Origin of the sequence: Bradyrhizobium sp. CCBAU 45394, assembly GCF_028128655.1 — a bacterium.
GTDB lineage: Bacteria > Pseudomonadota > Alphaproteobacteria > Rhizobiales > Xanthobacteraceae > Bradyrhizobium > Bradyrhizobium diazoefficiens.
Genome location: NZ_LBIX01000004.1, coordinates 280,099 through 304,786, shown reverse-complemented (window position 1 = coordinate 304,786; position 24,688 = coordinate 280,099). Strand labels below are relative to the sequence as shown.

Genomic DNA, 24,688 nt, shown 5'->3' with positions numbered 1-24,688 from the left:
GCGGCGGCTTTAGCCAGCGCGCGAGGAGAGCGCGTGTTGCTTGATGGCGCCGGAGGGCTGCACGCCGCCGCGGGCGAGCAGATGGGTGATGGTTTCGCGCAGGACCGGCTCGATCGGGCGCGGCGAGTAGCCGAGCTCGGTTCGCGCCTTCCCGATCGAGAGATCGCTCGCGGCGAGCGCAATGCGCACGCCCTCGGCGGTGCCGTTGGGCGGCCGGCGCGTGAAGTTGTCGGATAGATATTCGAGCATGATGCCGGAGAGCTCAGCGATCTTGCCAGGCACGACGATCGGGAACTGGCGGCGGCCGCTCATCGCCGACATCATCCGCAGGATGCGGCCGAGCGGGACGCAGTCGCCGCCGAGGATGTAGCGCTGGCCGATGCGGCCGCGCTCCATGGTCAGCACGAGGCCCATGGCGACGTCGCGGACATCGACGAGATTGACCAGGAAGTTGAGGTGCGGCTGCACCTTCTTCTGGAGGAAGTACCAGAGCATCGCCGTCGGCGGCGTCAGGTTGTGGTCGGCAGCTCCGATCGGCATGGTCGGTGTGCCGATCACGAGCGGAAAGCCACTGGCCGCGGCCTTCGCGGCGTGATGCTCGGCGAGCGACTTCGACCGCGTATAGGCGCCGGGCATCGCGTCGGCCGGCTGGAGCGCCTCTTCGGCGGGAACGCCGTCGAGGTCGGCATAGGGGAACAGGATCGATTCCGTCGAGCAATGCAGGAAGCGCGACACGCCGCGCTTCATCGCAGCCGCCAGCACGACCTCGGTGCCGCGGAAATTGACGTCGTGAAAGTCCTGCTTGTTGGCAACCCACATGCCGGGCAGGCCGGCGAGGTGATAGACCTGATCGACGCCGGCCAGCGCGGCATCGACCGCGGCGCCGTCCAGCACCGAGCCGTGAACATAGTCGACGTCGGTATTGGCGGCGGCCGGCGGCCGGACATCGAGAACACGCACCCGCTGCCCACGGGCGCGGAGCGATTCTACGAGATGATGTCCGATGAAGCCGCTGCCACCGGTAACCAGTACGAGAGCCATGAAGAAGGTTTGCTGTTTCGCTTCTAGAGCTATCGGGTTGAAAGGGAATTGGTCGGAAGAGGCGCCAGAATCGCGGCAAGGTCGCGACGGAAGCCCAGTGCAATGAATAATTTTGCCATGACAAACATTGGTCCCAGCAAAAGATGCGACGGAAACGTGAATAACGAGGCTTCGCGCCCCTCAAAAACCTTGTGGCCGATGGTCTGCGCGGCGAGGCCGAGCACGACCAGCGTGGCGAAAATCGCCCACATCGTCATGGTGCTGGCTTGCGTCGAAATGGTCGTCGCGATCGAAAACAGCACGACGGAGACGGCCAGAATGCCGACCCCGAGCGCCATGTCGAGCAGCAGCCAATAGATCAGAACCGGCAGGGCCAGGATGACCGCCAGGCTGAGTTCGGTTCCGAACAGCGGCACCTTCACCAACGTCAGCGGTAGCACGGCGCCCGTGAACAGCAAGAGGATGCCGACCACGTGCATCGCCGTATTCCGGGGATCGCGATGGTACTCGACGTAAACGGCAAGTTGGCGTTGGAACAAGCCACCCATCTTGGTCTCATGCAGCACAGGGTTGGGGAAGGACGAACCAGAGCCTATAGCACCTGATAGGGCAGTGCACAAACCGGCACTATTGTCGCGCAAAACCGTGCTGTCGCACTGTGAAACAGGTCACAAAACGGTCAGGACTTCAATGGGTTCCGTCAGGCGTCGAGGCGCGCCTCGTCAGCGCTTCTTGGCGGGCTTTTTCGCCGCAGGCGCAGGTGCCGCAGCCGGATGCGCGGGTGCCTCCTCCGGTACCTTGGCAAAGGTCAGGATTTGCAGCTGGCCGTTGGCGGCCGAGGTCGGCTTGGCGCGGTCGAGAAACTGCTCCTCGCCGAGGCCGATCGGATGCAGCCGCTTGGTCGAGATCTTGAACGTGTTCACCAGCACGTCGCGGATCGCGTCCGCCCGGCGCTGGCTCAGGATCGCGTTGGCCTCGCGCGTCTTCGCGTTGGATTCGACATGGCCGACGATCAGGAAGGTGTAGGGCAGCAGCGAGGCATGAACCAGCGCATCCGCGATGCGGCCGACGGTCTGGTAGGACGCCGGCTGGATGATCGGCGTGTCGGCGTCGAACTGGATCTGCGCGTTGAAGGCGGGCAGCTTGGCGAGATCCGGCGCGATCGGCGGCCGGTTCACCGGACCCGGATCGTTCTTGATCCTCGCCTTGGCGCGCTCCATCACCTGCTGCTTCAGCGCGGGAAGGTCGATTTCGGCGGCCTCTTCGAAATGGTTCAGCTTGCCGACGATGTCGTCACGGGTCGGCGGCGTCGTCTGGGCGCTGGCTGCGCCCGCGAGCAAAGCCATGCCGAGCGCGATGCCTAGTCCGGCGGTGGTGAGCCCCTTCGCGCGCATCATCGATACCCCGCGTCGTCCACGGCCTTCAGGCAGTTGTTGCTGATGCCCTTGGGCGTCGAGACCAGGCAGGGGATCGACTTGCTGGTCTCCTTGGTCGAGCCGCCGCAGACCTTGACGATCTCGCGCTGGCAGGCGTTCGCCACCGTGACGCGTGCGGCGACGCGCTTCTGGATGGCGTCGAAGGCGCCGAGATAGTCGCTCTGGCATTGCTGGGAGAGCACATCCCGGTTGCGGGACAGGCACTCCTTCAGCCGGGTCGAGTCCGGATTGACGCCGCGGCAATTGGCGACGATTTCCGCGCCGCAGCTCTTGGCCAGCAGCCCGATCGAATCGCCAAAGCTCATGGTCTCCGCCGCCGCAAGCGACGGCATAACCAATGCCAGCACGATCAATGTGATGGAGCCCCGGACCATGGGCGCATCTGATACGGGGAAGTTCGCGGTGGTCAAGGGGCGTGGTGGGAAGAAACGCGGCGGCGTAACGCCGCCGCAACACCGCAAGGCCTGCTCACGCCCGCTGCACGAAACTGTCCACGACCTTCTTCTCGCCGGCCTTGTCGAAGGCGATGGTGAGCTTGTTGCCGTCGATCTTGGTGACGCGGCCGTAGCCGAATTTCTGGTGGAAGACGCGGTCGGAGAGCGAGAATTCCGAGGTCGTGCCGGTGGATTTGGCGACCAGCTCGCCCTCGATCGTCATCGGCCCGCGCCGGCGCGAGGAGAAGCTGCCGAAATCCGGTCCGGAGGACGAGGAAGACGAGAACGTCGCGGCCTCTTCCTCGAAGCTGCCGTGGCCGCCGGCGCCGGTGCGGCCGCCGCCCCGGTTGCGGTTGGCCTGCGCCCGCTGCCAGCCCGGCGTCGTATAGCTGGAGCCGAACGCCTCCATGTCGTCGAAGCGGGAGGCGCCGTAGCCGCCGGTTCCGCCCCAGGCCGAGCCGCCCTTGGATTCCGTGATCTCGACATTGGCCGCCGGCAATTCGTCGAGGAAGCGCGATGGGATCGTGGTCGTCCAGGTGCCATGGATGCGCCGGTTGGTCGCAAAATAGATCATGGCTCGGCGGCGGGCGCGGGTGATGCCGACATGGCCGAGCCGGCGTTCTTCCTCGAGGCCGGCGCGGCCCTGTTCGTCCAGCGTACGCTGGCTCGGGAACAGGCCTTCCTCCCAGCCCGGCAGGAACACGTTGTCGAATTCGAGCCCCTTGGCCGAATGCAGCGTCATCAGCGACACCGCGTCCTCCTCGGCGCCGCCGTCGCGGTCCATCACCAGCGAGATGTGCTCGAGGAACCCTTGCAGGTTCTCGAACTCCTCCATGGAGCGCACCAGCTCCTTGAGGTTTTCGAGCCGGCCTGCGGCGTCCGCCGAACGGTCCTTCTGCCACATCTCGGTGTAGCCGCTCTCGTCGAGCACGATCTGGGCGAGGTCGGTATGCGCGGTGACTTCGCGCTGGGCGCGCCAGCGGTCGAACTGGGCGACGAGGTCGCGCAAGGAGCCGCGCGCCTTCGGCTTCAGCTCGTCGGTCTCGACCACCGCACGCGCCGCCTCGAACAGCGGAATGCGGCGCTTGCGGGCATGGTCGTGCAGCATCTGCACGGTGGCATCGCCAAGGCCGCGCTTGGGCGTGTTGACGATGCGCTCGAAGGCGAGATCGTCGGCCGGCGAGTTGATGACGCGAAGATAGGCCAGCGCGTCGCGGATTTCGGCGCGCTCGTAGAAGCGCGGGCCGCCGATCACGCGATAGGGCAGGCCGAGCGTGACGAAACGGTCTTCGAACTCGCGCATCTGGTAGGAGGCGCGCACCAGGATCGCGATCTCGTTCAGCTTCTCGCCCTGGCGCTGGATCTGCTCGATCTCCTCGCCGATGCCGCGCGCTTCCTCCTCCGAATCCCACGAGCCTGTCACCGTGACCTTCTCGCCGTCCTGGTCCTCGGTGCGCAGCGTCTTGCCGAGCCGGCCTTCGTTGTGCGCGATCAGGTGCGAGGCGGCGGCGAGGATGTGGCCGGTCGAGCGGTAATTGCGTTCGAGGCGAATGACCTTGGCGCCGGGGAAATCGTGGTCGAAGCGCAGGATGTTGTCGACCTCGGCGCCGCGCCAACCATAGATCGACTGGTCGTCGTCGCCGACGCAGCAGATGTTTTTGACGTGAGACGTGGCCATCGGCGCGCCGACGGCTTGCTCCGTCATTCCGGGGCGATGCGCAGCATCGAACCCGGAATCTCGAGATTCCGGGTTCGCGTCTTCGACGCGCCCCGGAATGACGGCCTTGGGGGACGGCGCCTGCGACAGCAGCCGCAGCCACAGATATTGCGCGACGTTGGTGTCCTGATATTCGTCCACCAGGATGTATTTGAAACGCTGCTGGTACTGCCGCAGGATATCCGGGTGCTCGCGGAAGATGCGGATGTTCTCCAGCAGCAGGTCGCCGAAATCGGCGGCGTTCAGGATCTTCAGCCGCTCCTGATAGCTCGCATAGAGCTTGCCGCCCTTGCCGTTGGCGAAGACAGCGGCTTCGCCCGAGGGCACCTGCGACGGCGTCAGGCCGCGGTTCTTCCAGCCGTCGATCAGGCCGGCCAGCATGCGCGCCGGCCAGCGCTTGTCGTCGATGTTCTCGGCCTGAAGCAGCTGCTTCAGCAGCCGGACCTGGTCGTCGACATCGAGCACGGTGAAGTTCGACTTGAGCTGCGCCAGCTCGGCATGGGTGCGCAGGATGCGGCCGCCGATCGAGTGGAAGGTGCCGAGCCACGGCATGCCTTCCACCGCGTGGCCGAGCATCTGGCCGAGCCGGTGCTTCATCTCGCGCGCGGCCTTGTTGGTGAAGGTCACCGACAGGATCTCGGCGGGGCGGGCGCGGCCCTGGCTCAGGATGTGGGCGATGCGCGTGGTCAGCACGCGCGTCTTGCCGGTGCCGGCGCCGGCCAGCACCAGGACCGGGCCGTCCAGCGTCTCCACCGCCTCGCGCTGCTCGGGATTGAGCCCGGACAGATATTTCGGGCCTACCGAGGCGCGCGCACGCGCGGCGATGCCGCCGGCTGCGGGCTGGTGGTCGGGGACGCTTGTGATCTTGCTCGGCTCGGTCATGCGAATCATTTGGCCCCACGATGGCACCGCGGGGTGACGGGAGGGAGCCTTCATAACAGGGATTGGTCCCTATATGGGGCGGCGGTGCAGGGTTTTCCACGTACGCGGGGGGCCGATTTGTTCCTCCGACCCTGCGAATTTCCGCCTAGCGTGGGCAGGAACCATCGTTCCCGCGTCGAGATTGTCTGGACAGGTGGCGCGGCCAGCCGCGCCGACGCAGACAAACATCAAGACGAGGATTTGACCATGCTTGGCTGGGTTGTGACGTTTCTGGTTATCGCACTGATCGCCGGTATCCTGGGCTTTGGCGGCATCGCCGGCGCTTCGATCGAAATCGCCAAGATCATCTTCTTCATCGCGGTCGTGCTGTTCCTGGTTTCGGCCGTGGTCGGCCTCGCCCGCGGCCGCACCAGGATATAGGCGCCTAACGCTTCGAGGGCATCGCCACGCTGCGGCCGATGCCCTCGGGCCGGGCTAAGGCGCCGTGGGCCCTTGCCACCCCCGCGATGCGCTGCTGGATGTCGGGCGGAAACGCCGCAACGCGCCGCGCCTTCATGTCCATGTGCAGCGACATGTTTTCGGACGTCGCGGACAGCCAGCCTTCGGTGGCGTGCCTCATCTCCTCGAACGTATGCAGCCGCTTGTCGTCGGCCTCCAGCAGCCACACCAGGATCCGCACGGGATCGCCGAGATGGATCTCGCGCAGATAGCGCACATGGCATTCGGCGGTGAAGGTCGAGCCGTGACGCTCTTTCTTGTAAGTAGGACCGATGCCGAGCTCGAGCCAGAACTCGTCGATCGCCCGGTCGAACATCACGTTGTAATAGGCCATGTTGAGATGGCCGTTATAGTCGATCCATTGCGGCTCGATCTGCATGATCGAGGCGCTGAACGGCTCGGCCTTGGGCGCAGCAGTGGCACTCTCCGGCATGTGTCCTTCCCCAGCTATGCGTCCGGTCGCTTGACTTGACCGGTTAGATGTCCTTTGCCACGGTTCTTCTGTCGGAGGAATTTCCGTGGGTACGACCATCACCAATAATCCGCCGCGGCCGGAGCCGAAAGCCCTCGCGAGCGCACTGGAGCAGCTTGCCGCACGCTTCGGCAACCGCCTCATCACCTCGCAGGCCGTCCGCGAGCAGCACGGCCATACCACCACATGGATTCCCAACCAGCCGCCCGACGGCGTGGTGATGGCGCAGGAGACCGCCGACATCCAGGACGTGGTGCGCATCTGCGCCAGGAACCGCGTGCCCGTGATCGCCTTCGGCACCGGCACCTCGCTGGAGGGCCAGGTCAATGCGCCCGCCGGCGGCATCTCGATCGACCTGCGCGACATGAACAAGGTGCTCGCGGTGCACACCGAGGATCTCGACTGCGTGATCGAGCCCGGCGTTACCCGCAAGGCGCTCAACGAACATCTGCGCGACCAGGGCCTGTTCTTCCCGATCGATCCCGGCGCGGACGCTTCGCTCGGCGGCATGGCCTCGACGCGCGCCTCCGGCACCAATGCGGTGCGCTACGGCACCATGCGCGACAGCGTGCTGGCGCTGAAGGTGGTGCGCGGCGACGGCGAGATCATCACGACAGGCACACGCGCCAAGAAATCATCCGCCGGCTACGACCTGACGCATCTGTTCGTCGGCGCCGAGGGCACGCTCGGCATCATCTCGGAACTGACCATCCGCCTGCGGGGCATCCCCGAGACCATCGCGGCCGGCGCGGTGTCGTTCGAGACGGTGCATGGGGCGTGTCAGGCCGTGATCCTGGCGATCCAGACCGGCATTCCCGTGGCGCGCATCGAGCTGCTCAACGCCGCGCAGGTGAAGGCCTGCAACGCCTATTCCAAGCTGACGCTGCCGGAGACGCCGCTGCTGCTGATGGAATTCCACGGCAGCGAGATCGAGGTCGCCGAGCAGTCCAAGGCCTTCGGCGAGATCGCAAAGGAATGCGGCGGCGGCGACTTCTCCTGGACCACCAAGCCGGAGGATCGCACCAAGCTGTGGCAGGCCCGGCACGATGCCTATTGGTCCGTCAAGGCGCTGCGGCCCGGCGACAGCGTCGGCGTGGTCGCAACCGACGTCTGCGTGCCGATCTCGCGGCTGGCCGATTGCGTCAGCGAGACCGAGGAAGATCTCAAGCGCCTCAATCTGCTATCGCCGATCGTCGGCCATGTCGGCGACGGCAATTTCCACTGCTCGCTGGTCTGCGACACCAACGATGCCGACGAGATGGCGCGCGGCGAGGAGTTCATGCATCGTCTGGTCGAGCGCGCGCAGGCGATGGACGGCACCTGCACCGGCGAGCACGGCATCGGCCAGGGCAAGCAGAAATATCTCAAGGCCGAGCTTGGCCCCGAGGCGCTCGACGCGATGCGGGCGCTGAAACAGGCGCTCGACCCGCTGAATATCTTCAATCCCGGCAAGATCGTGCCGGAGGCGTAGCGCGCGCCTGCTGCGTCGCGGTCGCGGAACTTTCGGCCGCCAGGCTGGTTCCAATTCCCGTCAACTTCCGATGCCTCAATGGCGCGGCTCTGCGGGGAGGATGCGATGTTGCGACCGGTCATTGGAATTGCCGTGATGGCGCTTGCCTGCATGCTTGCGGGCACGGCTCTGGGCAAGGGCGGTGGCGGCCATGGCGGTGGCGGTCATGGCGGTGGGCACGGAGGCGGTCATGGTGGCGGGCATGGCGGTGGCCACCATGGTGGCGGCGGCCATTTTGGCGGTCATGGCTTCGGGCATGCGCATGGCGGCGGACATCACGGCGGCCCGCACTTCGCAACGGGAGCCCGACATGGTGGTCCGAACTTCGGTCAGATCCGCAATGCGGCCGTCCGCCCGGCGAATTTCCGCAACGCCCTCAACGCGCATTCCAGCGCCTTCCGCAACGGCCGTCTGATCGGTAATCCGGCGGCGCGAGCCCAGATCGCAGCGGCGGCCGCGCTCGCCGGCTGGCATGGCGCCAGCAGCGGATGGTGGCAACATCCGGGCGGCGGTTATGGCTGGGTCGGACCGCTGTTCTGGCCGTTCGCCTATAACGATCTCTACGACTACACGATCTGGGGCGACGGTCTCGGCTTCTGGGGCTACGGCTACCCGGACATCTATGCCGGCATCTTCGGGCCCTATGGCTATGACGGTCTTTCGGCCTATCTGCCGCAGCGGCCGCCGGGACGGCGGCAAGCGCGCGGCGTTGCGCTGGATCAGCTTTGCGGCAGCGACCGCCGCGAGATCGTCGGTCTGCCGATCGACCAGATCGCCGCTGCAGTGCAGCCGAGCGAGGCGCAAGGCGCAAGCCTCGACGAACTCGGCAACGCCTCGATCCTGGCGGCGGGCATGATCCGCGCGTCCTGCCCGACGCAGGTCGCGGCGACGGCGCCCGGTCGGCTGGCGGCGATGCAGCAGCGCATCGAGGCGATGGCGAAAGCCGTCGATCTCGTTCAGCCCGCCCTGGATAAGTTCTACGGCTCGCTCACGGACGAGCAGAAGGCGCGCTTCAATGCGCTGGCCGACGACCAGCGTCGTGCGACGGCTTCCAGCAACACCGAGGGATCGCTGGTCCAGAATTGCGGTGCGGCGGCTGCGCTCGATTGGCCCGGCGCCGACATCGAGGCGAGGCTGCACCCCAACGACACCCAGCGCGCGGCGCTACAGGTGCTCCAGGATACCAGCGCCAGGGTCAGCGCATCGCTCAGGGCGGCCTGCCAGCCCAACGAGGTGATGACGCCGCCGGCGCGAATGGTCGCGGTACGCAAGCGGCTCGACCTGATGCTCGACGGCGTCAAGTCGGTTCGCGCAGCGCTGGAGGATTTCTACGGCACGCTGAATGACGAACAGAAGGCGCAGTTCGAGGCCATCGGGCCACGTCGGACGTCGTGAATGCGCATCGAGCCAGGGAGCGTGGTGGAAAAATTGCCTCGCCGATCTCGATGGGCCTCTCTATGCTCAAGCGAGCCTGAGGACCGGTAATACAGCGGCTGGAAGACCGTGGGTGGTGGGGCAATGAAGTGGTTCGCGAGGCAGAACGCGGCGGACATCTGGGACGAGACGATCGAAGGGCCGCTCGGCGACATCGAAGCCGCCGCGCGTATCCGTGCCATCTGTGAGGCCGCGGCGTTGAGCGCGGCAGGTTCCGCGCGCAACGACAAGCGCGAGAGCGGGCGTTACGAGCGCGCGGCCAAGGTCGCGATGGAAATGGCGATGAAGATCTCGGATGGATTGATGCGCGATGATGCGGTCCATCGCATCGTCGATCTCTGCATGATGGCGAACGATCTCAAGACGGCGCAGATCCTGTTTCGTGCGATCCATGCCAGCTGGATTCGCGAAACGATCCAGCGGGATCACCCCACGCTGCTGCAGTGATGGCTGACTGTTGACGCATTGAAGGTGCGCTCCCTCCCCCGCTTGCGGGGGAGGGTTGGGGAGAGGGTGTTTCCACGGTGGGACTCCCCAAGAGGATAGAGCCCTCACCCGCCACGCTCTTGCGAGCGTGGCGACCTCTCCCGCAAGTGGGAGAGGTGCATCGAGCCCGCTGCTCGATCTCGCCTATTGCACTTTCGCCAGCTTGCGCACCGCTTCGTCCACGCTGTGGAAGACGTGCTCGCGGGGCAGGGCGTCGAACAATCTGAAGCGTTCGAACGCGTTCTGGGCGCGGACCGATTCCAGCCGCGCCAGCGCGACCGTGACGCCCTGTTCGCTGCACGCCTTGAACACGTCGAGCAAAATCTGCGCGGCGGTGAAGTCGATCTCGACCATGCCGCTCGCTTCCAGCACCAGCAGTTGCGGCGTCGCCGCGCCGAGCACCTTGGTCACGTCGCTGCGGAAACCCGGGGCGTTGAGGAAGGACAGCGGCGCCTGCAGCCCGATCACGGCAACGCCTTCGATGCGCTCGCCGGCGATGTGCGGATGCGCGGGCCACCAGATCGTGGTGCCCGGCACGCGCTCGAACTCGACCAGCCTGGCGCGCGTGGTGCTCCAGATGCCGTGCAGCAGCGACAGCATGATGCCGAGGAACGCGCCCTGCTGGATCGGCAGCACGATGATCAGCGCGGCGGTGGCGGCGATCAGCAGGAACTCACTGAAGGACTGGCGGTAGATCGTGACGATCTGCTTCACGCGGATGATGCGCAGCGCGACGAACAGCAGGATGCCGCCGAGCGCGGCGTCAGGAACGTGCTGCAACAGTCCCGTGCCGAATGCGAGCAGCGCCAGCACGATTGCCGCGGCGGCTAGTCCCGCGAGCTGCGATTGCCCGCCGGTCTCGGCGACGATGCCCGTCCGCGGCGGACTGGCATTGACGGGAAAGGCGCCGAACAGCCCGGATAGCATGCTGCCGGCGCCCGCGCCGAGGAAGTCGCGATCGACATCGGCGGGCTTGTCGGGATCGGACGGGAACGAGCGCGTGGTCGCGGCGGTCTGCACCATCACCACGACAGTGATCACGAAGGCGAGCGATACCAGATGCACCCAATGCTCCGGCGCAAGTTCGGGCAAGGTGAGCCGCGGCAGCGTCCCCGGCACGCTGCCGACGATGCTGACGCCCTCGCTTTCGAGGCCGAGACCGATCGTGGCCAGCGTCGCGGCGACGAGCCCGATCAGCGCCCCCGGAATCTTTGCGCTGATCTTCTCCGAGACGAAGACCGTTGCGAGCACACCGAGGCCGATGCACAGCGTGAAGGGATTGCTGCGACTGAGCTCGCCGGCGAGCACGCCGATGCGATCGAGCGTCGGCCCGCTCGGTGACTTCAGTCCCAGCACGCCGGGCAATTGCGACACGATGATATGGACGGAGATGCCGGCGAGGAAGCCGACCATGACCGGCACGGACAGGAGGTTGGCGATGCCGCCAAGTCGGAAGGCGCCGCCGGCGAGCATCATCACGCCGACCATCAGCGCCAGCGCGACCGCATACCCCTGATATTGCGGCGAGCCGACTGCGGCCAGCGCCGCAAGCCCGCCGGCGAAGATCGGCGTGATCGTGGAGTCCGCGCCGCAGGACAGGAAGCGGTTGCCGCCGAGCAGCGCAAAGCCGAGCGAGCCCGCCATGAAGGCGAAGAAGCCGATCTGCGGCGCAAAGCCGCCGAGCCGCGCGGTGGCCATCTGCTCGGGGATCGCGATCGCCGCCAAGGTCAGCCCCGCCATGAGGTCGCCGGGCAGAGAGTAAGAGGCGAGCGAGCGGAAGAGCGGCCATGCGTGCTTGGCGTGAGAATCGTGCGGCATCGAGGTCCCCGGAAAGCCTGTGTCGATCGATTAGACTACAGCATTTCCGGATTGGAAGGCGGCGGACGCAATTTCTCTACATCCGTTGTCATTGCGAGCGAAGCGAAGCAATCCAGAATCCCACCGCGGCGGCGGTCTGGATTGATTCGCTTCGCTCGCAATGACGGAGGACATATCTGTCCGCCGTATCGCGCGAGTCCCCTTCAGTACCGGCCGCGGTCGTTGTGATAATCGCCGCCGCGGCCGCCACCACCCATGCCCATGCCGATGCCAATTCCGATGCCGATACCTTGCATCACTGCGCCGGGCGGCGGGCCGCCGGGGGGCGGTGCGCGCTCGTAGACCACTTCGTCAGGCGGCGGCCGGCGCGGCTTCGGCGGCGTCTCGACCACCTTGCGCTTCGGCGGGGTGTCGTCGACGCGCTTCTTGATAATGGGCGCCACTGTCGGGTTGACCGGCGTTGCCGGTGTCGATGGCGCCGAGCACGGGCAGGTCGGGGCCATTGCGACGGCGACCGGAGCGGGCGTGGCTGCGACCGTCGCGGGCAGGACGTAGTTGCGGTTCTGCACGCGGAGCAGCAGCCTGCGCGCGGTTGCCGCGAGATCGCTGTTGTCCCAGTTCGCGAGGTAGGCCTCGAACGAGGCGCGGGTGTTGATCGCCACCGCGCGCTCCCAGGCCAGCATCTGGCGCCGGCGCTCCAGCACCGTGCGCAGGCGCGGCGTGCGGGCGTCCTGCGTGTACATCTCGATATAGGCCTGATACGCCTCGGCGGTGTCGTCGGCGATCACGAGCTCATAGGCGACCTTCGGCTCCTTGCCCTGCAAATCCTTGCGCCAGTCCGCGACGCTGCGCGTGCCGCCGGCGAGCGCCATCGCGGAAGCGCCCGGAATGGCAGGCTGCTGGCTGCTGCTCTCGCCGCCGAAGAACTTGAAGTCGGTCGTCAGCGAGGAGCTTTCCCACGGGATCTGCCGCCCGTCGGTCGATTGCGCCACGGCGATGCGGATGCGTTTGAACACTTCCTCGATCGGCAGGTTCGGTTGCTTTGCGACCGAGAGCGCCGCGGCGGTGTAGGGGCTGTCGATGCCGGAGCCGTCCTCGGCTTCCGCGCCGGGCGAGGTCGAATAGGAAATGAACGAGCCGGGTGCGCCCGCCTTGGTGTCGACGATCGCAAGCCCGTGGCCCGCGCCGCTCAGCGCCGGGAACGGGTTGTTGCGGCAGGCGTCGAGCATGAAGATGCGCGCCCGCGTCGGCAGCGCGCCGAGCGTGTTGAGCAGGTCGTTCAGCCGCACGCCCTGGAGCGGAATGTCGGCTTCGCGCTTGGGATCGAGATCGACCGGCACCAGATAGTTCTCGCCGTCGATCTGAAGCCCGTGGCCGGCGTAGAACACCAGCGCGACGGTGTCGGCGCCGCTGGCGCTGACCTTGCCGGCGAAATCCGAGATCGCCGTGCGCATCTCGTTCTGCGCGAGGTTGGCCGCCGTGGTGACGGTGAAGCCGGCATTGCCGAGCAGCTCGGTCATGCCCTTGGCGTCGTTGGCGGCGTTGGGCAGCTCCGGTACCGTGCGATAGGCGGATTGGCCGATCACGAGGGCGAGCCGCGCTTCGGCCGCGGCCTCCGTCGGCGTCATCAGTTGCGTGAGCGCAAGCAGGCTGCTGGCAAGGAACAAATTACAAAGCACTGGACGGCGCATGGTGTCACCTCCATCGGCAATGGGCGCGACGATGTCACCTTTTCTAGTCGTCCGCCATGACCCTGTCTGTGCACTGGATCACGCTGCGCGCTGCGGCAAAATGGGCAGCGGAGCTGTCGGAGCTGGCGCGTCAGGCCGTGCGTCGTCAGAACAGGCCGCGGTCCCAGGGCGGGTCAGGCGCAAAACGCGCGGCGAGAAAGTCGATGAAGGCGCGCACCTTGGCCGGCGGACGGCGGTCGGGCAGGTAGACCGCGTGCACGGCCGAGGTCTGGATCTCCGGCTGGTCGAGCGGAAGCGCCAGAAGCGTGCCGGCGCGAAGGTCGTCGGCGATGATGAAGGTCGGCTGTCGGGCGAGGCCGAGGCCCGCCAATGTTGCCGCGCGCAGCGCATCGCCATTGTTGGCGCGCAAGGTACCGCTGACCTGGACACGGATCTCGCCGTCGACGCCGAACAGCCATTCCGCCGCGCTCGCCTGCTGCGAAAGCGTGTAGCCGAGGCAGTTATGCGCGGCGAGGTCGGCGACGCGGCGCGGCGTGCCGTGTTTCGCCAGATAGGACGGTGCCGCGCAAACCACGAGGCGGTTCGGCGCGAGCTTTCGCGCCACCATGCTGGAGTCGCGCAGCTTGCCGATGCGGATCGCAAGGTCCCAGCCTTCCTCGGCGAGATCGACGAGGCGGTCGTTGAGGCCGAGCTCGACGGTGACCTCGGGATGGCGTTCCGAAAACTCGGCGATCGCCGGCGCGATCTGCCGCGTGCCGAACACGACGGGCACGTTGACCCGCAGCAGCCCGCGCGGTTCGACGCGCTCGCGCGCGACCGCGGCGTCGGCGGCCTCCATGTCGGCGAGGATGCGCTCGGAGGATTCCAGATAGCTTCGTCCGGCCTCGGTGATGGACAGCCGCCTCGTGGTCCGGTGGAACAGTTTTGTGCCGAGCCGGGCCTCGAGCGCGGCAACATGCTTGGTCACCATGGTCTGCGACAAGCCCATGGCCCGGGCCGCGCCCGACAGGCTGCCGATAGCCGCCACCTTGGCGAAGACTTCCAGGCTGGTCAGCCGGTCGAGCATTGATCTCACTCTAATGGTGTGAGGTATAATTCCAATATAGCGGATTATCATTCAATTGAGAATAGATCATAGCTGTCTCCAACAAGGAGACCGCCATGATCGATTCCCGTACCGCTCCCTATGCCGCGCTCGTGCTGCGCGTGACGCTGGGCGCGCTGTTCCTCGCCCACGCCGGCCTGAAGCTGTTCGTCTTCACCCCGGCCGGGACCGCAAAGTTCTTCGGCAGCCTCGGCTTCCCGCCCGAACTCGCCTACCTCATCATGACGGTGGAAGTTCTCAGCGGCGTCGCGCTGATCCTCGGTGTCTGGACCCGCTATGCGGCACTGGCCGGCATCCCGATCCTGCTCGGCGCGATCTTCACCGTGCACGGCGCCGCCGGCTTCTTCTTCACCAATCCGAAGGGCGGCTGGGAATATCCCGCCTTCTGGGCGATCGCGCTCGCGGCGCAGGCCCTGCTCGGCGACGGCGCCTACGCGCTGCGTCCGTCCCGCGATGTCGCGGCGGCACCCGGCGAGCTCAGCGGCGCGCATTCGCGCTGAGGTCACGGCATCTGCTCAAACGCGAAGCCGCGGGATCAAGATCCCGCGGCTTTCGTTTTGTCCGCTTCACATGCGGCCAATCAATCTGCGTTCGGCATTGATCCATACCTGAATTGGATCGATCCGCGTCAATCTTGCATGGCAGGTCTTGTCGCTGCCGTGCGGCATGATCGAAAACGCCTATAAATACAGGCGTTCCGCCGCGGTTTCTGCCGACGCGCCTGCCGCTCGTGTCATTACGGCAGCCCCGGCCGCGTCCCTTGCCTGTGCCGTCGCTTTGGCCATACAGTCCAAGCAAAGGCCGCACGCAACGATCGCGGACGCGAACAAAAAATACCGGGAGAGACCGCACCATGACCATCGTGCCCGTGAACCGTCGCGCGTTCATCAAGTCATCGGCGGCGGTCACCGCCGGCCTCGTGCTCTCTCCCGCCATCATCGGCCGCGCCGAAGCCGCGACGCTGAAGCTGAAATGCTCCTCCTCGCTGCCGAACGATCCCAAATATGCCAACGGCCGCGTCTACTATGACAATCTCGTCAAGAACCTGAAGGGCAACGGGCTCGGCGAGCAGGTCGAGGTCGCGTTCTTCCCTGACAACCAGCTCGGCCAGGAGATCGACGTCATCAATTCGGTGAAGCTCGGCGTCATCGACCTCATGGTGTCGGGCTCGTCGATCTCGGCCAATCTGACGCCGCTGGTCGGCACCTTCGACCTCGGCTTTCTGTTCTCGAGCTTCCCGCAGCAGACCAAGGCGTTCGACGCCGGCGCCGCCAAGCCGATCGAGGACGCGCTGCTCAAGGGCAGCAACATCCGCATCATCGCCTGGGCCTATAATTTCGGCTCGCGCAGCGTACTGGCGAAGAAGCCGGTGAAGACGCCGGAGGATCTCGCCGGCCTCAAGATCCGCACCCTGCCAAATCCCGTCATCACCGAATGCCTGCGCCTGATGGGCGCCGCCGCGACGCCGCTGGCGTTCGGCGAAATCTACACCGCGCTCCAGGCCGGCGTGCTGGATGGGCTGGAGCACGATCCGCCGACGATCCTGGCCAGCAAGTTCTTCGAGACCGCAAAGTTCTACGCGCTGACGCAGCACAATTTCTCGCCGCTCGCGATCTACTTCAGCGACATGACCTACAACCGCATGGATCCGAAGCTGCGCGACGGATTTCTCGATGCCGCGAAGAAGGCCGCAATCGACACGCGTGCTCATGGGCTTGCGGTCGAGAAGGAGGCGCTGGCGGCCCTGACCGAGAAGGGCGTGACGGTGGCCGAATGCGACCGCGAGGCGTTCAAGAAGCGCGTCGCGCCGCAGCACGAGAACTTCATCAAGGCGCGGCCGGAATCCAAGGCCGTCATCGACATCATCCGCGCGACGCAAGCCTGAGATGACGATGACAGCCGCCGTGCCCGTCTCGGGCGGCCGCCACGGGAGCATCACCCAGCTGCTGCGCCTCAGCGACGCGATCGCGGCCATCCTCCTGGCCGCCGATCTCGTGGTCGTCTGCGCGTCCGTGCTGCTGCGCTTCTGCTTCAATGCGCCGGTCGAATGGTCCGACGATGTCGCGCGCGGATTGATGGTCGGCTCGGCCTTCTTCGGCGCGGCGAGCGCGCTTGCGCGCGGCGAGAACGTCGGCGTGTCCTTCTTCCGCGATCTGCTGCCCCTGCGCCTGCGTACGCTGGTCGACGCCGCGAGCGCCGTGCTCGTCGTGCTGATCTCCTTCTATGTCGCCTACAACGCCATCAAGCTGGGCTCGCTGACGGCAGGCCAGACCACCGGCTCCGGCCTGCCGCTGGAGCTTACCTTCTATCCGATGGGCATCGGCGCGCTGTTCATGACGGTGTTCGCGATCGATAAGCTCTGCGCAAGGCCGCTGCCTGATATCGTCAGGGGTCTCGTTGCCGTCGCCGTCGTCGCCGGCCTCTATCTCGCCTGGGATTATCTGTCGCCGTCCTCGGTGCCGTCGGCGGGCACCTTGATGCTGATCGGCTTCTTCGCAACGCTGTTCGGCGGCCTGCCGATCGGCTTTGCGCTGGCGCTGGCCGCGCTGATCTTCATCTGGGTCGAGGGCGCGCTGCCGGGTGTGATCTTCGCCCAGCAGATGGCGCGCGGCATCGACAATTTCGTGCTGCTCGCGATCCCCTTCTTCATCCTCGTCGGCTACCTCATGGAAGCCAACGGCATGTCGGTGCGCCTGATCGAGCTGTTGCAGCGTGGGGTCGGCCGCATGCGCGGTGGGCTGAACGTGGTGATGGTAGCCTCGATGGTGCTGTTCTCCGGCATCTCAGGCTCGAAGATGGCCGACGTCGCCGCGGTCGGCTCGGTGCTGATTCCGGCGGCGCGCCGCTCGAAGCAGAATCCGGGCGGCGCGGTGGCGCTGCTGGCGGCGTCCGCGGTGATGGCGGAAACCATTCCGCCCTGCATCAACCTGATCATCCTCGGCTTCGTGGCGAACCTGTCGATCGGCGGCCTGTTCGTCGCAGGGCTCCTGCCGGCGGCGCTGATGGCGCTGGTCCTGATCGCGGTGTCCATCATCTTCGGCAAGCGGCCGGCGGAGGCCGAGGACGTTGCGCCGCAGATGCCGGTGTCGGGCCTGTGGAGCGGCGCGATCGCCTCGTTCGGCCTGATCTTCATGATCTTCTTCGGCTTCAAGAGCGGCTTTGCCACGGCCACCGAAATCTCCGCGTTCGCCGTGGCCTATGCGCTCGTCGTCGGCAGCCTGGTGTTCCGCGAGCTCGGCTTCAAATCGGCCGCGCACAGTTTCGTGCAGGCCGCAACGCGCGCAGGGCTCGTGCTGTTCATCGTCGCCGCCGCGCAGTCGCTGGCCTTCACGCTGACCTTGCAGCAGGTGCCGCATGCGGTCGGCGACTTCATGCTCGGACTATCGAAGACCAGCGGCGTCTGGCTGTTCATCCTGCTCGCGATCGCCGTGCTGATCGTGATGGGCTCGGTGCTGGAAGGCGCGGCCGCGCTGATCATCTTCGGGCCGCTGCTCTTGCCGGTGGCCGTGCAGCTCGGCATCGATCCCCTGCATTTCGGCGTGGTGCTGGTCATCGCGATGGGCATCGGCCTGTTCGCTCCGCCGCTCGGGCTCGGACTCTATGGCGCCTGCCTGATCGGCAACGTGCCGATCGAGCAGACGGTGAAGCCGATCATGGGTTATCTTGGCCTCTTGTTCCTCTGCCTGCTCGTCATTGCCTTCGTGCCATGGCTCTCGACCGCGCTGCCGCGGGCATTCGGCTACTGAAGGAGTCCTGCCGTGAAAGTCCTGCTCGCCCACACGCCGGAGATGCGGCGGAATTACTACGGCGATCGCAGCCTGAACGGCCTGCGCGCGGCCGCCGAGGTGATCCTGCACGAGGGCGATCAGCCGCTCGATGCGGCCGGCCTCGTCCGCGCGGCCAGGGACGTTGACATCGTCGTCGCCGATCGCATGACGGAGGGACGCGGCGAGATATTTCCGCAACTGCCGCATTTGCGCGCCTTCGTCCGCTGCGCCGTCGACATCCGCAACGTCGACGTCGATGCGGCCTCGAAGGCGGGCGTGCTGGTGACCCGCGCCGGCCCCGGCTTCGTTCAGGCGGTGGCCGAGCTCGCGCTCGGCTTCATGGTCGATCTCTCCCGCGGCGTGTCGCGGACGACGGCGGACTACCAGGCCGGACGTAAACCCGAGGCGCGGATGGGCCGCCAGCTCGCCGGTAGCAGGATCGGTATCATCGGCTATGGCAGCATCGGGCGCTATCTCGCCGAGATCGCCAAGGTGATGCGCATGGAGGTGTTGGTCGCCGACCCCTTCGCTGATGTCAGCGACAGCGCCATCAGGCAGGTCGGCCTCGACGAGCTCCTCGCCGCATCCGACTATGTCGTCTGCCTTGCGATCGCCAATGCAGAGACCGAGAACTTGATCGGCGAGGCGGCGCTGGCGCGCATGCAGAAGCACGCGGTCTTCATCAATCTCTCGCGCGGCAATCTCGTCGACGAGGCGGCGCTGGCACGCGCGTTGCGCGAGAACCGCATCGCCGGTGCGGCAATGGACGTCGGCCGCGCGCCCGACCAGATGCCGACGCCGGAGCTGGCCAGGCTGCCCAACGTCATCGCCACCCCGCATGTCGGCGGGCTGACGCCGCAGGCGATCGAGTACCAGTCGCTGGAAACCGTGCGGCAGGTGGAGGCGATCGTCAGGGGTGAGGTGCCGCCAGGCGCCGTCAATGCCGATCGCTGGACGCGGCGACCTTAAAACCGGTCCACCGCCCTGAACGTCCCGTCCTTCTGGATCACCGTCAGGAACACCTTCGGCGGGGCATCGATCATGCGCATGCCGACGGTGACGATGCTGCCGCTGATGTCGAAGCGGCCGACGTCGTTGATGGCGCGCAGCAGGCTCGCGCGCGTCGGTTGCGGTCCGGCCTTTTCCAGCGCCGCGGCTGCGAGGCGGCCGGAGAGATAGCCTTCGAGCGACACGAAGTCCGGCGTCAGCGTCGGGTCGAACGCCGTCTGCGCCGCCTGGTAGTCGGCGACGAGCTTGAGCGAGCGATTCCAGGGAAACGGCACGACCTGCGAGACGATGACGCCTTCGCCCTCGGGGCCGAGCTCCCTGGCGAGTGCATTGGCGCCGACGAAGGAGATGTTGACGAAGGTCGGATACGAGCCGCTGCGGTGTGCGAGCTTGATGAACTCGGCGCAGGGACCGTAGGTCCCGACCATGACGATGGCCTCGGGTTCGGCGCGCTTGATCATCCGCCAGGCTGCGGCGACGGCGCGGGTGTTGCGCTCGAAGGTGCCTTCGGCGGCGAGCTCGAGGCCGCGCCTGGCAAGCGCGCGCTTCACGCCGGCAAGTCCATCGCGGCCGAAGGAATCATCCTGGTAGAAGATGCCGATGCGGGTGAACCGGCGGTCCTCGGTGAGATGCTTGATCCATGCCTCGGCCTCCGCGCCGTAGCTCGCGCGGATGTTGACGACGTTTGGAAGCTCGAGGTCGCGCAGGAACTCGGCGCCGGTGAACGGACCGATAAAGGGGACTTTCCTGGCGCTGGTGATCGGTATCGTCGCCATCGCGGTCGGCGTGCCGACCGCGCCGATCAGCGCGAACACCTTGTCGTCCTCGAGCAGCTGCAGCGTCTGCGCCACGGAACGATCGGGGTCGTAGCCGTCGTCGCGGCTGATGAGCTGGAGCTTGCGGCCATGGACGCCGCCCTTGCCGTTGATCTCGGTGAACGCCGCGACGATGCCTTGCCGCATGCGCTGCCCGAGCGCCGAGGAGGGGCCTTCGAGTGCGGCCACCTGGCCGAACAGGATCGCATCGTCGCTGACGCCGACCTCATCGCCTTTCGCAGGCAGCATGGCCGCGGTCAGCAATGCGACGGTCAAGGCGAGGTATGTCGCGGAGCGCGATCGTGTCATGTGGAAGCTTGTCGGATGCTGGACGCGTTGGGGAAACGATAGTTCTGCGGGCTGAACAGGTCGCTAACCCGCGCCGCGACGACGATCCGTAAGACTCCGGGTAAAACCGGCAACTTACTACCACTCTGCCGCAACTCGCTGGGGCAATCGTTAACTAAGCCGCGCAATGCCGGACGACCAGGTTCCGAAATTTCGCAGTTCTTAACCCCGATCCCTGTCCGATAGTGGTTCCGGCGGCTCAACCAGAGGTTCGAGCGCGCCGCGCCGATGGGGACTTGCGGATCAAGATGGGCGGTCGCGATCAGAACGATCAGGATCGGAAACGGATGACCGGATGGTGGCGTGCCGCGCCGCTGCTCGGACTGTATCGCCCTGCGCTGGTCGCGGTTGCCGTCGGCCTGCTGTTCTCGATCGTGGGCGCGGCGGCCGTCGCGCGGTGGGAAAACCGCGTCACCAGGATCGAGTTCGAGAACGCGGCCGAAACCGAAGCGATCGTCATGCAGAACGGCATGAGCGAGTATATCAGCAGGCTCGTCGCGCTGCGCACGCTGTTCGAATCGACCAACGAGGAAATCACCCGCAGCGAATTCGAGACCTTCAGCACCCGCCTGTTCGAGCGCCATCCGGGCATGCTGCGCATCGCCTGGCTGCCGCGCGTCAACCGCAAGGAGCGCGCCGAATACGAGGCTGCCGCGATCACGGACGGCGTGTCCGGCTATCGCATCAAGTCGCTTCAGGGCGACGGCTTTGCGACGGCGCCGCAGAGCGACGAATATTTCCCGGTGTTCTACTCGACCCAGCCGAAGACGTCACAGGTCTACGGCATGGATTACGCGACCGTCCCGGAACGTCGTGCGGCCCTGGAGCGGGCGCGCGACAACGATCGGATCGCGGCCATCCGCACCCACCTGTTCGAACCCAAGGAGGGCGGCCGGCTGCCCGACGTCCTCGTGGCCATTCCCGTCTACGCCAAAGGGACGTCGCGCGAGACGGTCGCGGACCGGCGCCGCAATCTGGCCGGCTTCGTCGTCGGCATCTTCGACCTGCCGATGCTGATCCAGTCCATTCGCGTGACCACCGGCGCAAGCCCCGCGGTCAGCGTGAACGTCTATCCGCCCTTCACGGGGCAGATCGTCAGCCTGGAAGAAATGTTGCCGGACTATGCGTCGGCCGCCACGGCGCCGCAGTCGATGCGGGACGTGGCACGGGCCCTGCACTGGTCGGGCAGTCTCAAGATCGGCGACACCGACTGGCAGGTGCGCGCCATGCCGACGGCCGGCGGCGCGCTGGAGACGTCCTACGACCGCGCGGCCGCGGTCCTCGTCGTCGGCATGCTGCTCACGCTGTCGCTGTCGGCCTATCTGATGCTGGCAAGCCGCAATTCGCGGCGGCTGTCGCTGGCGAACCGTCGGGTGCTCGAGCTCGCCCAGACCGACATCCTGACCGGCCTGCCGAACCGCGCCTTCTTCCTCGCCCGGCTCGACGATCTCAACGGCCAGCTCAACGACGGCGGTTCGACCTTCTCGATCCTGATGCTCGATCTCGACCGCTTCAAGAACGTCAACGACTCCCTCGGTCACGGCGCCGGCGATGCGCTGCTGCGCCAGGTGGCGCAGCGGCTGAAATCGGCGCTGCGCGCCACCGACGTGCTGGCGCGGCTCGGCGGCGACGAATTCGCCATCATCCAGGAGGGGGCCGAGGATCAGCGCACCTGCTCCACCGAGCTGGCGGCGCGGATCGCGAAACTCGTTGCCGAACCGTTCCTCCTGCCCGGACATCGCGTGGAGATCGGCACCAGCATCGGCATCGCGATCGCACCGGATCACGGCAGCGACCAGGAACAGCTGCTCAAGAAAGCCGACCTTGCGCTCTATCGCTCGAAATCGGCGGGCCGCAACTGCTTCACCATCTACGACGAGGCGATGTCGGCCGAGCTCGAGGCGCGCAACACGCTGGAAGGTGACTTGCGCGACGCCATCGCGCTTTGCCAGCTCGAGGTGCACTACCAACCGTTCGTCGATGCCCACAGCAGTGAGCGGCGCGGCTTCGAGGCGCTGGTGCGCTGGCGGCATCCGAGTCGCGGCCTGATCCCGCCGGACCAGTTCATTCCGCTGGCCGAGGAGACCGGGCTGATCGTGCCGCTCGGCGAATTCGTGCTGCGGCGCGCCTGCGAGGATGCGGCCGGCTGGCCCTCCGGCCTCGCGGTCGCGGTGAACCTGTCGCCGATCCAGTTCAAGGAGGCCGAGCTGTTCGAGATGATCTGCGCGGCGCTCGCCGATTCCGGCCTGCCGCCCGAGCGGCTGGAGATCGAGATCACGGAATCCGTGCTGCTGGAACGCGGCGTCGAGAACCTCGCTTTCATGGAGCGGCTGAAGCAGCTCGGCATCGAGCTCGCGCTCGACGATTTCGGCACCGGCTATTCGTCGCTCAGCTATCTGACCACGTTCCCGTTTGACAAGATCAAGATCGACAAGTCGTTCATCCGCAACCTCACGCATCAGCCGCGCAGCTCCGCCATCATCGCCTCGATCGTGACGCTGGCGCGCGGGCTGGACATGTCGGTCACCGCCGAGGGCGTCGAGACATGTGAAGAGTTCGAGCGGCTGAAGGCGCTCGGCGTCAATTTCGCGCAAGGCTATCTGTTCGGGCGTCCGCAGCCGGTCGGCCAGATCGCATTCGACGAGTCCGTCCGGCCCTCGCAGCTCGACGCCGCCTGAGCGTTCGCCTCGAAGGATGTGCCGCAAGAAGCCGCGTTCTCTCGAATGCGATTGCGCCGGACGGGTATCCGCGAAAAGCGCTTGACCCAGGCATCGCCGGATGGTCGGTAGGATCGTCTAGGGATGAAATAAACACAACATGCGGCTTCCGTTCTTCTACGGCTGGGTCGTGGTCGCGGTGACGTTTGTCACCATGGCCATCGGCGTCAACGCGCGCACCGCGTTCTCGCTGTTCTTTCCGCCGATCATCTCCGAATTCGGCTGGGAGCGCGGCGTCACCGCCGGCGCCTTCTCGTTCGGCTTCGTGGTGTCGGGCGTGGTCAGCCCGCTGATCGGTCGCCTGATGGACCGCGCCGGTCCCCGCGCGGTGATGGAGCTCGGCGTCGCGCTGATGGGCGGCGGGCTGCTGCTCGCTCCGCTCACCAGCGAGCCCTGGCATCTCTACGTGACCATCGGCGTCATGGTCGGCGCCGGCAGCGTCTGTCTCGGCTATTCCGGCCAGTCGCTGTTCCTGCCGAACTGGTTCATCCGCAAGCGCGGTTTCGCCATCGGCATCGCCTTTGCCGGCGTCGGCATTGGCTCGGTGACGCTGCTGCCATGGGTGCAGCACATGATCGAAGAGACCGGCTGGCGCACGGCCTGCACCGCGATGGGCCTGCTCATCCTGATCGTGCTGGCGCCGATCAATCTGTTCCTGCGCAAACGCCCCGAGGATATCGGCCTTCGGCCGGATGGCGATGCCGCGCCGGTCGCAGGCGCCGCAAAGCCGGTCTCCAACATCGTCGATCCCGTCTGGGTCGGCACCGAGTGGACGCTCAAACGCGCGGTCGGGACGGCACGGTTCTGGTGGATCGCGGTCGGCTATTTCTCCGGCCTGTACATCTGGTACGCGGTGCAGGTGCACCAGACCAAGTTCCTGCTCGATATCGGCTTCAGCCCCGGTGTCGCGGTGTGGGCGCTCGGCATCGTCAGCCTGCTCGGCATTCCCGGCCAGATCGTGCTGGGCCATGTTTCCGATCGCATTGGACGGGAATGGGTCTGGGCCATCAGCTGCGCGGGCTTTGCGATCTGTTTCGCGGCACTGATGGCGCTGAAGTTCCAGCCTTCGCTCTGGCTCGTCTATCTCATGGTGTTCGCGCAAGGCGCGCTCGGCTACGGCCTCACCTCGATCATGGGCGCGGTGGTGTTCGAGATCTTCCAGGGCAAGCACCAGGGCAGCATCTTCGGTACGATCATGCTGGCGGCCCTGGCTGGCGGCGCGGCCGGTCCCTGGCTCACGGGTTTTCTCCATGATCGCACGGGCGATTACACGCTCGCCTTCGCGATCGCCATGGTCGTGAGCGGCTTGTCGGCGCTGTCGGTATGGCGGGCATCGCCGGGCAAGGTGCGGGCCGTGGCCGGACGGCTGCACAGGCTCCAGGGCGGACGCGCAGAGTAGGTTCCGCACACATCGGATTGCCTTCGTCTCTTTCGCGGACCGTTAAGCATGTCGCGCCTTGGCGGGGCGCGGCGGGACCGCAAAAACGTCTTGGACACCATCGAAGCGCT

General features: G+C 66.3%; 20 protein-coding genes. 10 read left to right on the top strand and 10 right to left on the bottom strand.

The features are described 5' to 3' along the window. Positions 1 to 9: 9 nt before the first annotated feature. From WN73_RS02205 to WN73_RS02185, 5 genes are all read right to left on the bottom strand, one after another. Positions 10 to 1,041, bottom strand: coding sequence for an NAD-dependent epimerase/dehydratase family protein (locus WN73_RS02205; RefSeq protein ID WP_060908588.1), 1,032 nt, complete (start codon positions 1,039 to 1,041; stop codon positions 10 to 12). A 29-nt stretch (positions 1,042 to 1,070) separates the two neighbouring features. Beyond that, positions 1,071 to 1,589, bottom strand: a complete 519-nt coding sequence (locus WN73_RS02200) for an Mpo1 family 2-hydroxy fatty acid dioxygenase (protein WP_271551311.1) — start codon at positions 1,587 to 1,589, stop codon at positions 1,071 to 1,073. A 174-nt stretch (positions 1,590 to 1,763) separates the two neighbouring features. Next, a complete protein-coding gene (locus WN73_RS02195; RefSeq protein WP_038966451.1) occupies positions 1,764 to 2,435 on the bottom strand; it encodes an OmpA family protein in 672 nt (223 codons plus the stop codon). Beyond that, complete coding sequence (locus WN73_RS02190; protein ID WP_271551310.1) at positions 2,435 to 2,851, bottom strand: hypothetical protein; 417 nt, start codon at positions 2,849 to 2,851, stop codon at positions 2,435 to 2,437. The genes WN73_RS02195 and WN73_RS02190 overlap by 1 nt, the downstream gene beginning before the upstream one ends. 94 nt (positions 2,852 to 2,945) lie before the next feature. Next, the gene (locus WN73_RS02185; protein WP_271551309.1) at positions 2,946 to 5,519 is read right to left on the bottom strand and encodes an ATP-dependent helicase; all 2,574 of its coding nucleotides are present in this window, start codon (positions 5,517 to 5,519) and stop codon (positions 2,946 to 2,948) included. Between the two features lie 237 nt (positions 5,520 to 5,756). On the opposite strand from WN73_RS02185, the gene WN73_RS02180 reads away from it, so the two are divergent. Then, positions 5,757 to 5,930, top strand: a complete 174-nt coding sequence (locus WN73_RS02180) for a DUF1328 domain-containing protein (protein ID WP_011089300.1) — start codon at positions 5,757 to 5,759, stop codon at positions 5,928 to 5,930. A 4-nt stretch (positions 5,931 to 5,934) separates the two neighbouring features. On the opposite strand, the gene WN73_RS02175 is transcribed toward WN73_RS02180, so the two are convergent. Next, complete coding sequence (locus tag WN73_RS02175) at positions 5,935 to 6,441, bottom strand: thioesterase family protein (protein ID WP_060908584.1); 507 nt, start codon at positions 6,439 to 6,441, stop codon at positions 5,935 to 5,937. A gap of 85 nt (positions 6,442 to 6,526) precedes the next feature. On the opposite strand from WN73_RS02175, the gene WN73_RS02170 reads away from it, so the two are divergent. The 3 genes from WN73_RS02170 to WN73_RS02160 all read left to right on the top strand — a co-directional run bounded on the left by WN73_RS02170 (position 6,527) and on the right by WN73_RS02160 (position 9,871). Next, complete coding sequence (locus WN73_RS02170; RefSeq protein WP_271551308.1) at positions 6,527 to 7,951, top strand: FAD-binding oxidoreductase; 1,425 nt, start codon at positions 6,527 to 6,529, stop codon at positions 7,949 to 7,951. Between the two features lie 105 nt (positions 7,952 to 8,056). Then, positions 8,057 to 9,385, top strand: a complete 1,329-nt coding sequence (locus tag WN73_RS02165) for a Spy/CpxP family protein refolding chaperone (protein ID WP_271551307.1) — start codon at positions 8,057 to 8,059, stop codon at positions 9,383 to 9,385. Positions 9,386 to 9,508: 123 nt separating this feature from the next. Next, positions 9,509 to 9,871 carry a hypothetical protein gene (locus WN73_RS02160; RefSeq protein ID WP_271551306.1) on the top strand — a complete coding sequence of 121 codons (363 nt, stop codon included), beginning with the start codon at positions 9,509 to 9,511 and terminating at the stop codon, positions 9,869 to 9,871. A gap of 183 nt (positions 9,872 to 10,054) precedes the next feature. Here WN73_RS02160 and WN73_RS02155 read toward each other — a convergent pair whose 3' ends face one another. From WN73_RS02155 to WN73_RS02145, 3 genes are all read right to left on the bottom strand, one after another. Further along, positions 10,055 to 11,728, bottom strand: a complete 1,674-nt coding sequence (locus WN73_RS02155) for a SulP family inorganic anion transporter (RefSeq protein WP_271551305.1) — start codon at positions 11,726 to 11,728, stop codon at positions 10,055 to 10,057. 203 nt (positions 11,729 to 11,931) lie between these two features. Beyond that, positions 11,932 to 13,419 carry a caspase family protein gene (locus tag WN73_RS02150; RefSeq protein WP_271551304.1) on the bottom strand — a complete coding sequence of 496 codons (1,488 nt, stop codon included), beginning with the start codon at positions 13,417 to 13,419 and terminating at the stop codon, positions 11,932 to 11,934. A 145-nt stretch (positions 13,420 to 13,564) separates the two neighbouring features. Next, complete coding sequence (locus WN73_RS02145; RefSeq protein WP_038966458.1) at positions 13,565 to 14,485, bottom strand: LysR family transcriptional regulator; 921 nt, start codon at positions 14,483 to 14,485, stop codon at positions 13,565 to 13,567. A 95-nt stretch (positions 14,486 to 14,580) separates the two neighbouring features. Between WN73_RS02145 and WN73_RS02140 the strand changes: the two genes are divergently transcribed. The 4 genes from WN73_RS02140 (at position 14,581) to WN73_RS02125 (ending at position 19,260) form a co-directional block, all read left to right on the top strand. Continuing rightward, entirely contained in the window at positions 14,581 to 15,024 is a 444-nt protein-coding gene (locus tag WN73_RS02140; protein ID WP_060908579.1) for a DoxX family protein, read from the top strand. Positions 15,025 to 15,377: 353 nt separating this feature from the next. Beyond that, positions 15,378 to 16,409 carry a TRAP transporter substrate-binding protein gene (locus tag WN73_RS02135; protein ID WP_028176203.1) on the top strand — a complete coding sequence of 344 codons (1,032 nt, stop codon included), beginning with the start codon at positions 15,378 to 15,380 and terminating at the stop codon, positions 16,407 to 16,409. 7 nt (positions 16,410 to 16,416) lie between these two features. Beyond that, positions 16,417 to 18,270, top strand: a complete 1,854-nt coding sequence (locus WN73_RS02130) for a TRAP transporter large permease (protein ID WP_271551610.1) — start codon at positions 16,417 to 16,419, stop codon at positions 18,268 to 18,270. Between the two features lie 12 nt (positions 18,271 to 18,282). Then, positions 18,283 to 19,260, top strand: coding sequence for a hydroxyacid dehydrogenase (locus WN73_RS02125; RefSeq protein WP_271551303.1), 978 nt, complete (start codon positions 18,283 to 18,285; stop codon positions 19,258 to 19,260). Here the strand turns inward: WN73_RS02125 and WN73_RS02120 are convergent. Further along, positions 19,257 to 20,423: an ABC transporter substrate-binding protein gene (locus tag WN73_RS02120; RefSeq protein WP_271551302.1), complete on the bottom strand. Its 1,167-nt coding sequence runs from the start codon at positions 20,421 to 20,423 to the stop codon at positions 19,257 to 19,259. The two genes, WN73_RS02125 and WN73_RS02120, sit on opposite strands and share 4 nt — an antisense overlap. A gap of 326 nt (positions 20,424 to 20,749) precedes the next feature. Between WN73_RS02120 and WN73_RS02115 the strand changes: the two genes are divergently transcribed. Both WN73_RS02115 and WN73_RS02110 read left to right on the top strand, forming a co-directional pair. Beyond that, positions 20,750 to 23,140: a bifunctional diguanylate cyclase/phosphodiesterase gene (locus WN73_RS02115; RefSeq protein ID WP_271551301.1), complete on the top strand. Its 2,391-nt coding sequence runs from the start codon at positions 20,750 to 20,752 to the stop codon at positions 23,138 to 23,140. Between the two features lie 139 nt (positions 23,141 to 23,279). Then, positions 23,280 to 24,578: an MFS transporter gene (locus WN73_RS02110; RefSeq protein WP_110117067.1), complete on the top strand. Its 1,299-nt coding sequence runs from the start codon at positions 23,280 to 23,282 to the stop codon at positions 24,576 to 24,578. Positions 24,579 to 24,688: the final 110 nt, after the last annotated feature.

What these genes read in the sequence shown, in the direction of transcription:
- WN73_RS02205 (WP_060908588.1), bottom strand. Translation starts at nt 1,041, where the DNA reads ATGGCTCTCGTACTGGTTACCGGTGGCAGCGGCTTCATCGGACATCAT.
- WN73_RS02200 (WP_271551311.1), bottom strand. Translation starts at nt 1,589, where the DNA reads ATGGGTGGCTTGTTCCAACGCCAACTTGCCGTTTACGTCGAGTACCAT.
- WN73_RS02195 (WP_038966451.1), bottom strand. Translation starts at nt 2,435, where the DNA reads ATGCGCGCGAAGGGGCTCACCACCGCCGGACTAGGCATCGCGCTCGGC.
- WN73_RS02190 (WP_271551310.1), bottom strand. Translation starts at nt 2,851, where the DNA reads ATGGTCCGGGGCTCCATCACATTGATCGTGCTGGCATTGGTTATGCCG.
- WN73_RS02185 (WP_271551309.1), bottom strand. Translation starts at nt 5,519, where the DNA reads ATGATTCGCATGACCGAGCCGAGCAAGATCACAAGCGTCCCCGACCAC.
- WN73_RS02180 (WP_011089300.1), top strand. Translation starts at nt 5,757, where the DNA reads ATGCTTGGCTGGGTTGTGACGTTTCTGGTTATCGCACTGATCGCCGGT.
- WN73_RS02175 (WP_060908584.1), bottom strand. Translation starts at nt 6,441, where the DNA reads ATGCCGGAGAGTGCCACTGCTGCGCCCAAGGCCGAGCCGTTCAGCGCC.
- WN73_RS02165 (WP_271551307.1), top strand. Translation starts at nt 8,057, where the DNA reads ATGTTGCGACCGGTCATTGGAATTGCCGTGATGGCGCTTGCCTGCATG.
- WN73_RS02160 (WP_271551306.1), top strand. Translation starts at nt 9,509, where the DNA reads ATGAAGTGGTTCGCGAGGCAGAACGCGGCGGACATCTGGGACGAGACG.
- WN73_RS02155 (WP_271551305.1), bottom strand. Translation starts at nt 11,728, where the DNA reads ATGCCGCACGATTCTCACGCCAAGCACGCATGGCCGCTCTTCCGCTCG.
- WN73_RS02150 (WP_271551304.1), bottom strand. Translation starts at nt 13,419, where the DNA reads ATGCGCCGTCCAGTGCTTTGTAATTTGTTCCTTGCCAGCAGCCTGCTT.
- WN73_RS02145 (WP_038966458.1), bottom strand. Translation starts at nt 14,485, where the DNA reads ATGCTCGACCGGCTGACCAGCCTGGAAGTCTTCGCCAAGGTGGCGGCT.
- WN73_RS02140 (WP_060908579.1), top strand. Translation starts at nt 14,581, where the DNA reads ATGATCGATTCCCGTACCGCTCCCTATGCCGCGCTCGTGCTGCGCGTG.
- WN73_RS02135 (WP_028176203.1), top strand. Translation starts at nt 15,378, where the DNA reads ATGACCATCGTGCCCGTGAACCGTCGCGCGTTCATCAAGTCATCGGCG.
- WN73_RS02130 (WP_271551610.1), top strand. Translation starts at nt 16,417, where the DNA reads ATGACAGCCGCCGTGCCCGTCTCGGGCGGCCGCCACGGGAGCATCACC.
- WN73_RS02120 (WP_271551302.1), bottom strand. Translation starts at nt 20,423, where the DNA reads ATGACACGATCGCGCTCCGCGACATACCTCGCCTTGACCGTCGCATTG.
- WN73_RS02115 (WP_271551301.1), top strand. Translation starts at nt 20,750, where the DNA reads ATGACCGGATGGTGGCGTGCCGCGCCGCTGCTCGGACTGTATCGCCCT.
- WN73_RS02110 (WP_110117067.1), top strand. Translation starts at nt 23,280, where the DNA reads ATGCGGCTTCCGTTCTTCTACGGCTGGGTCGTGGTCGCGGTGACGTTT.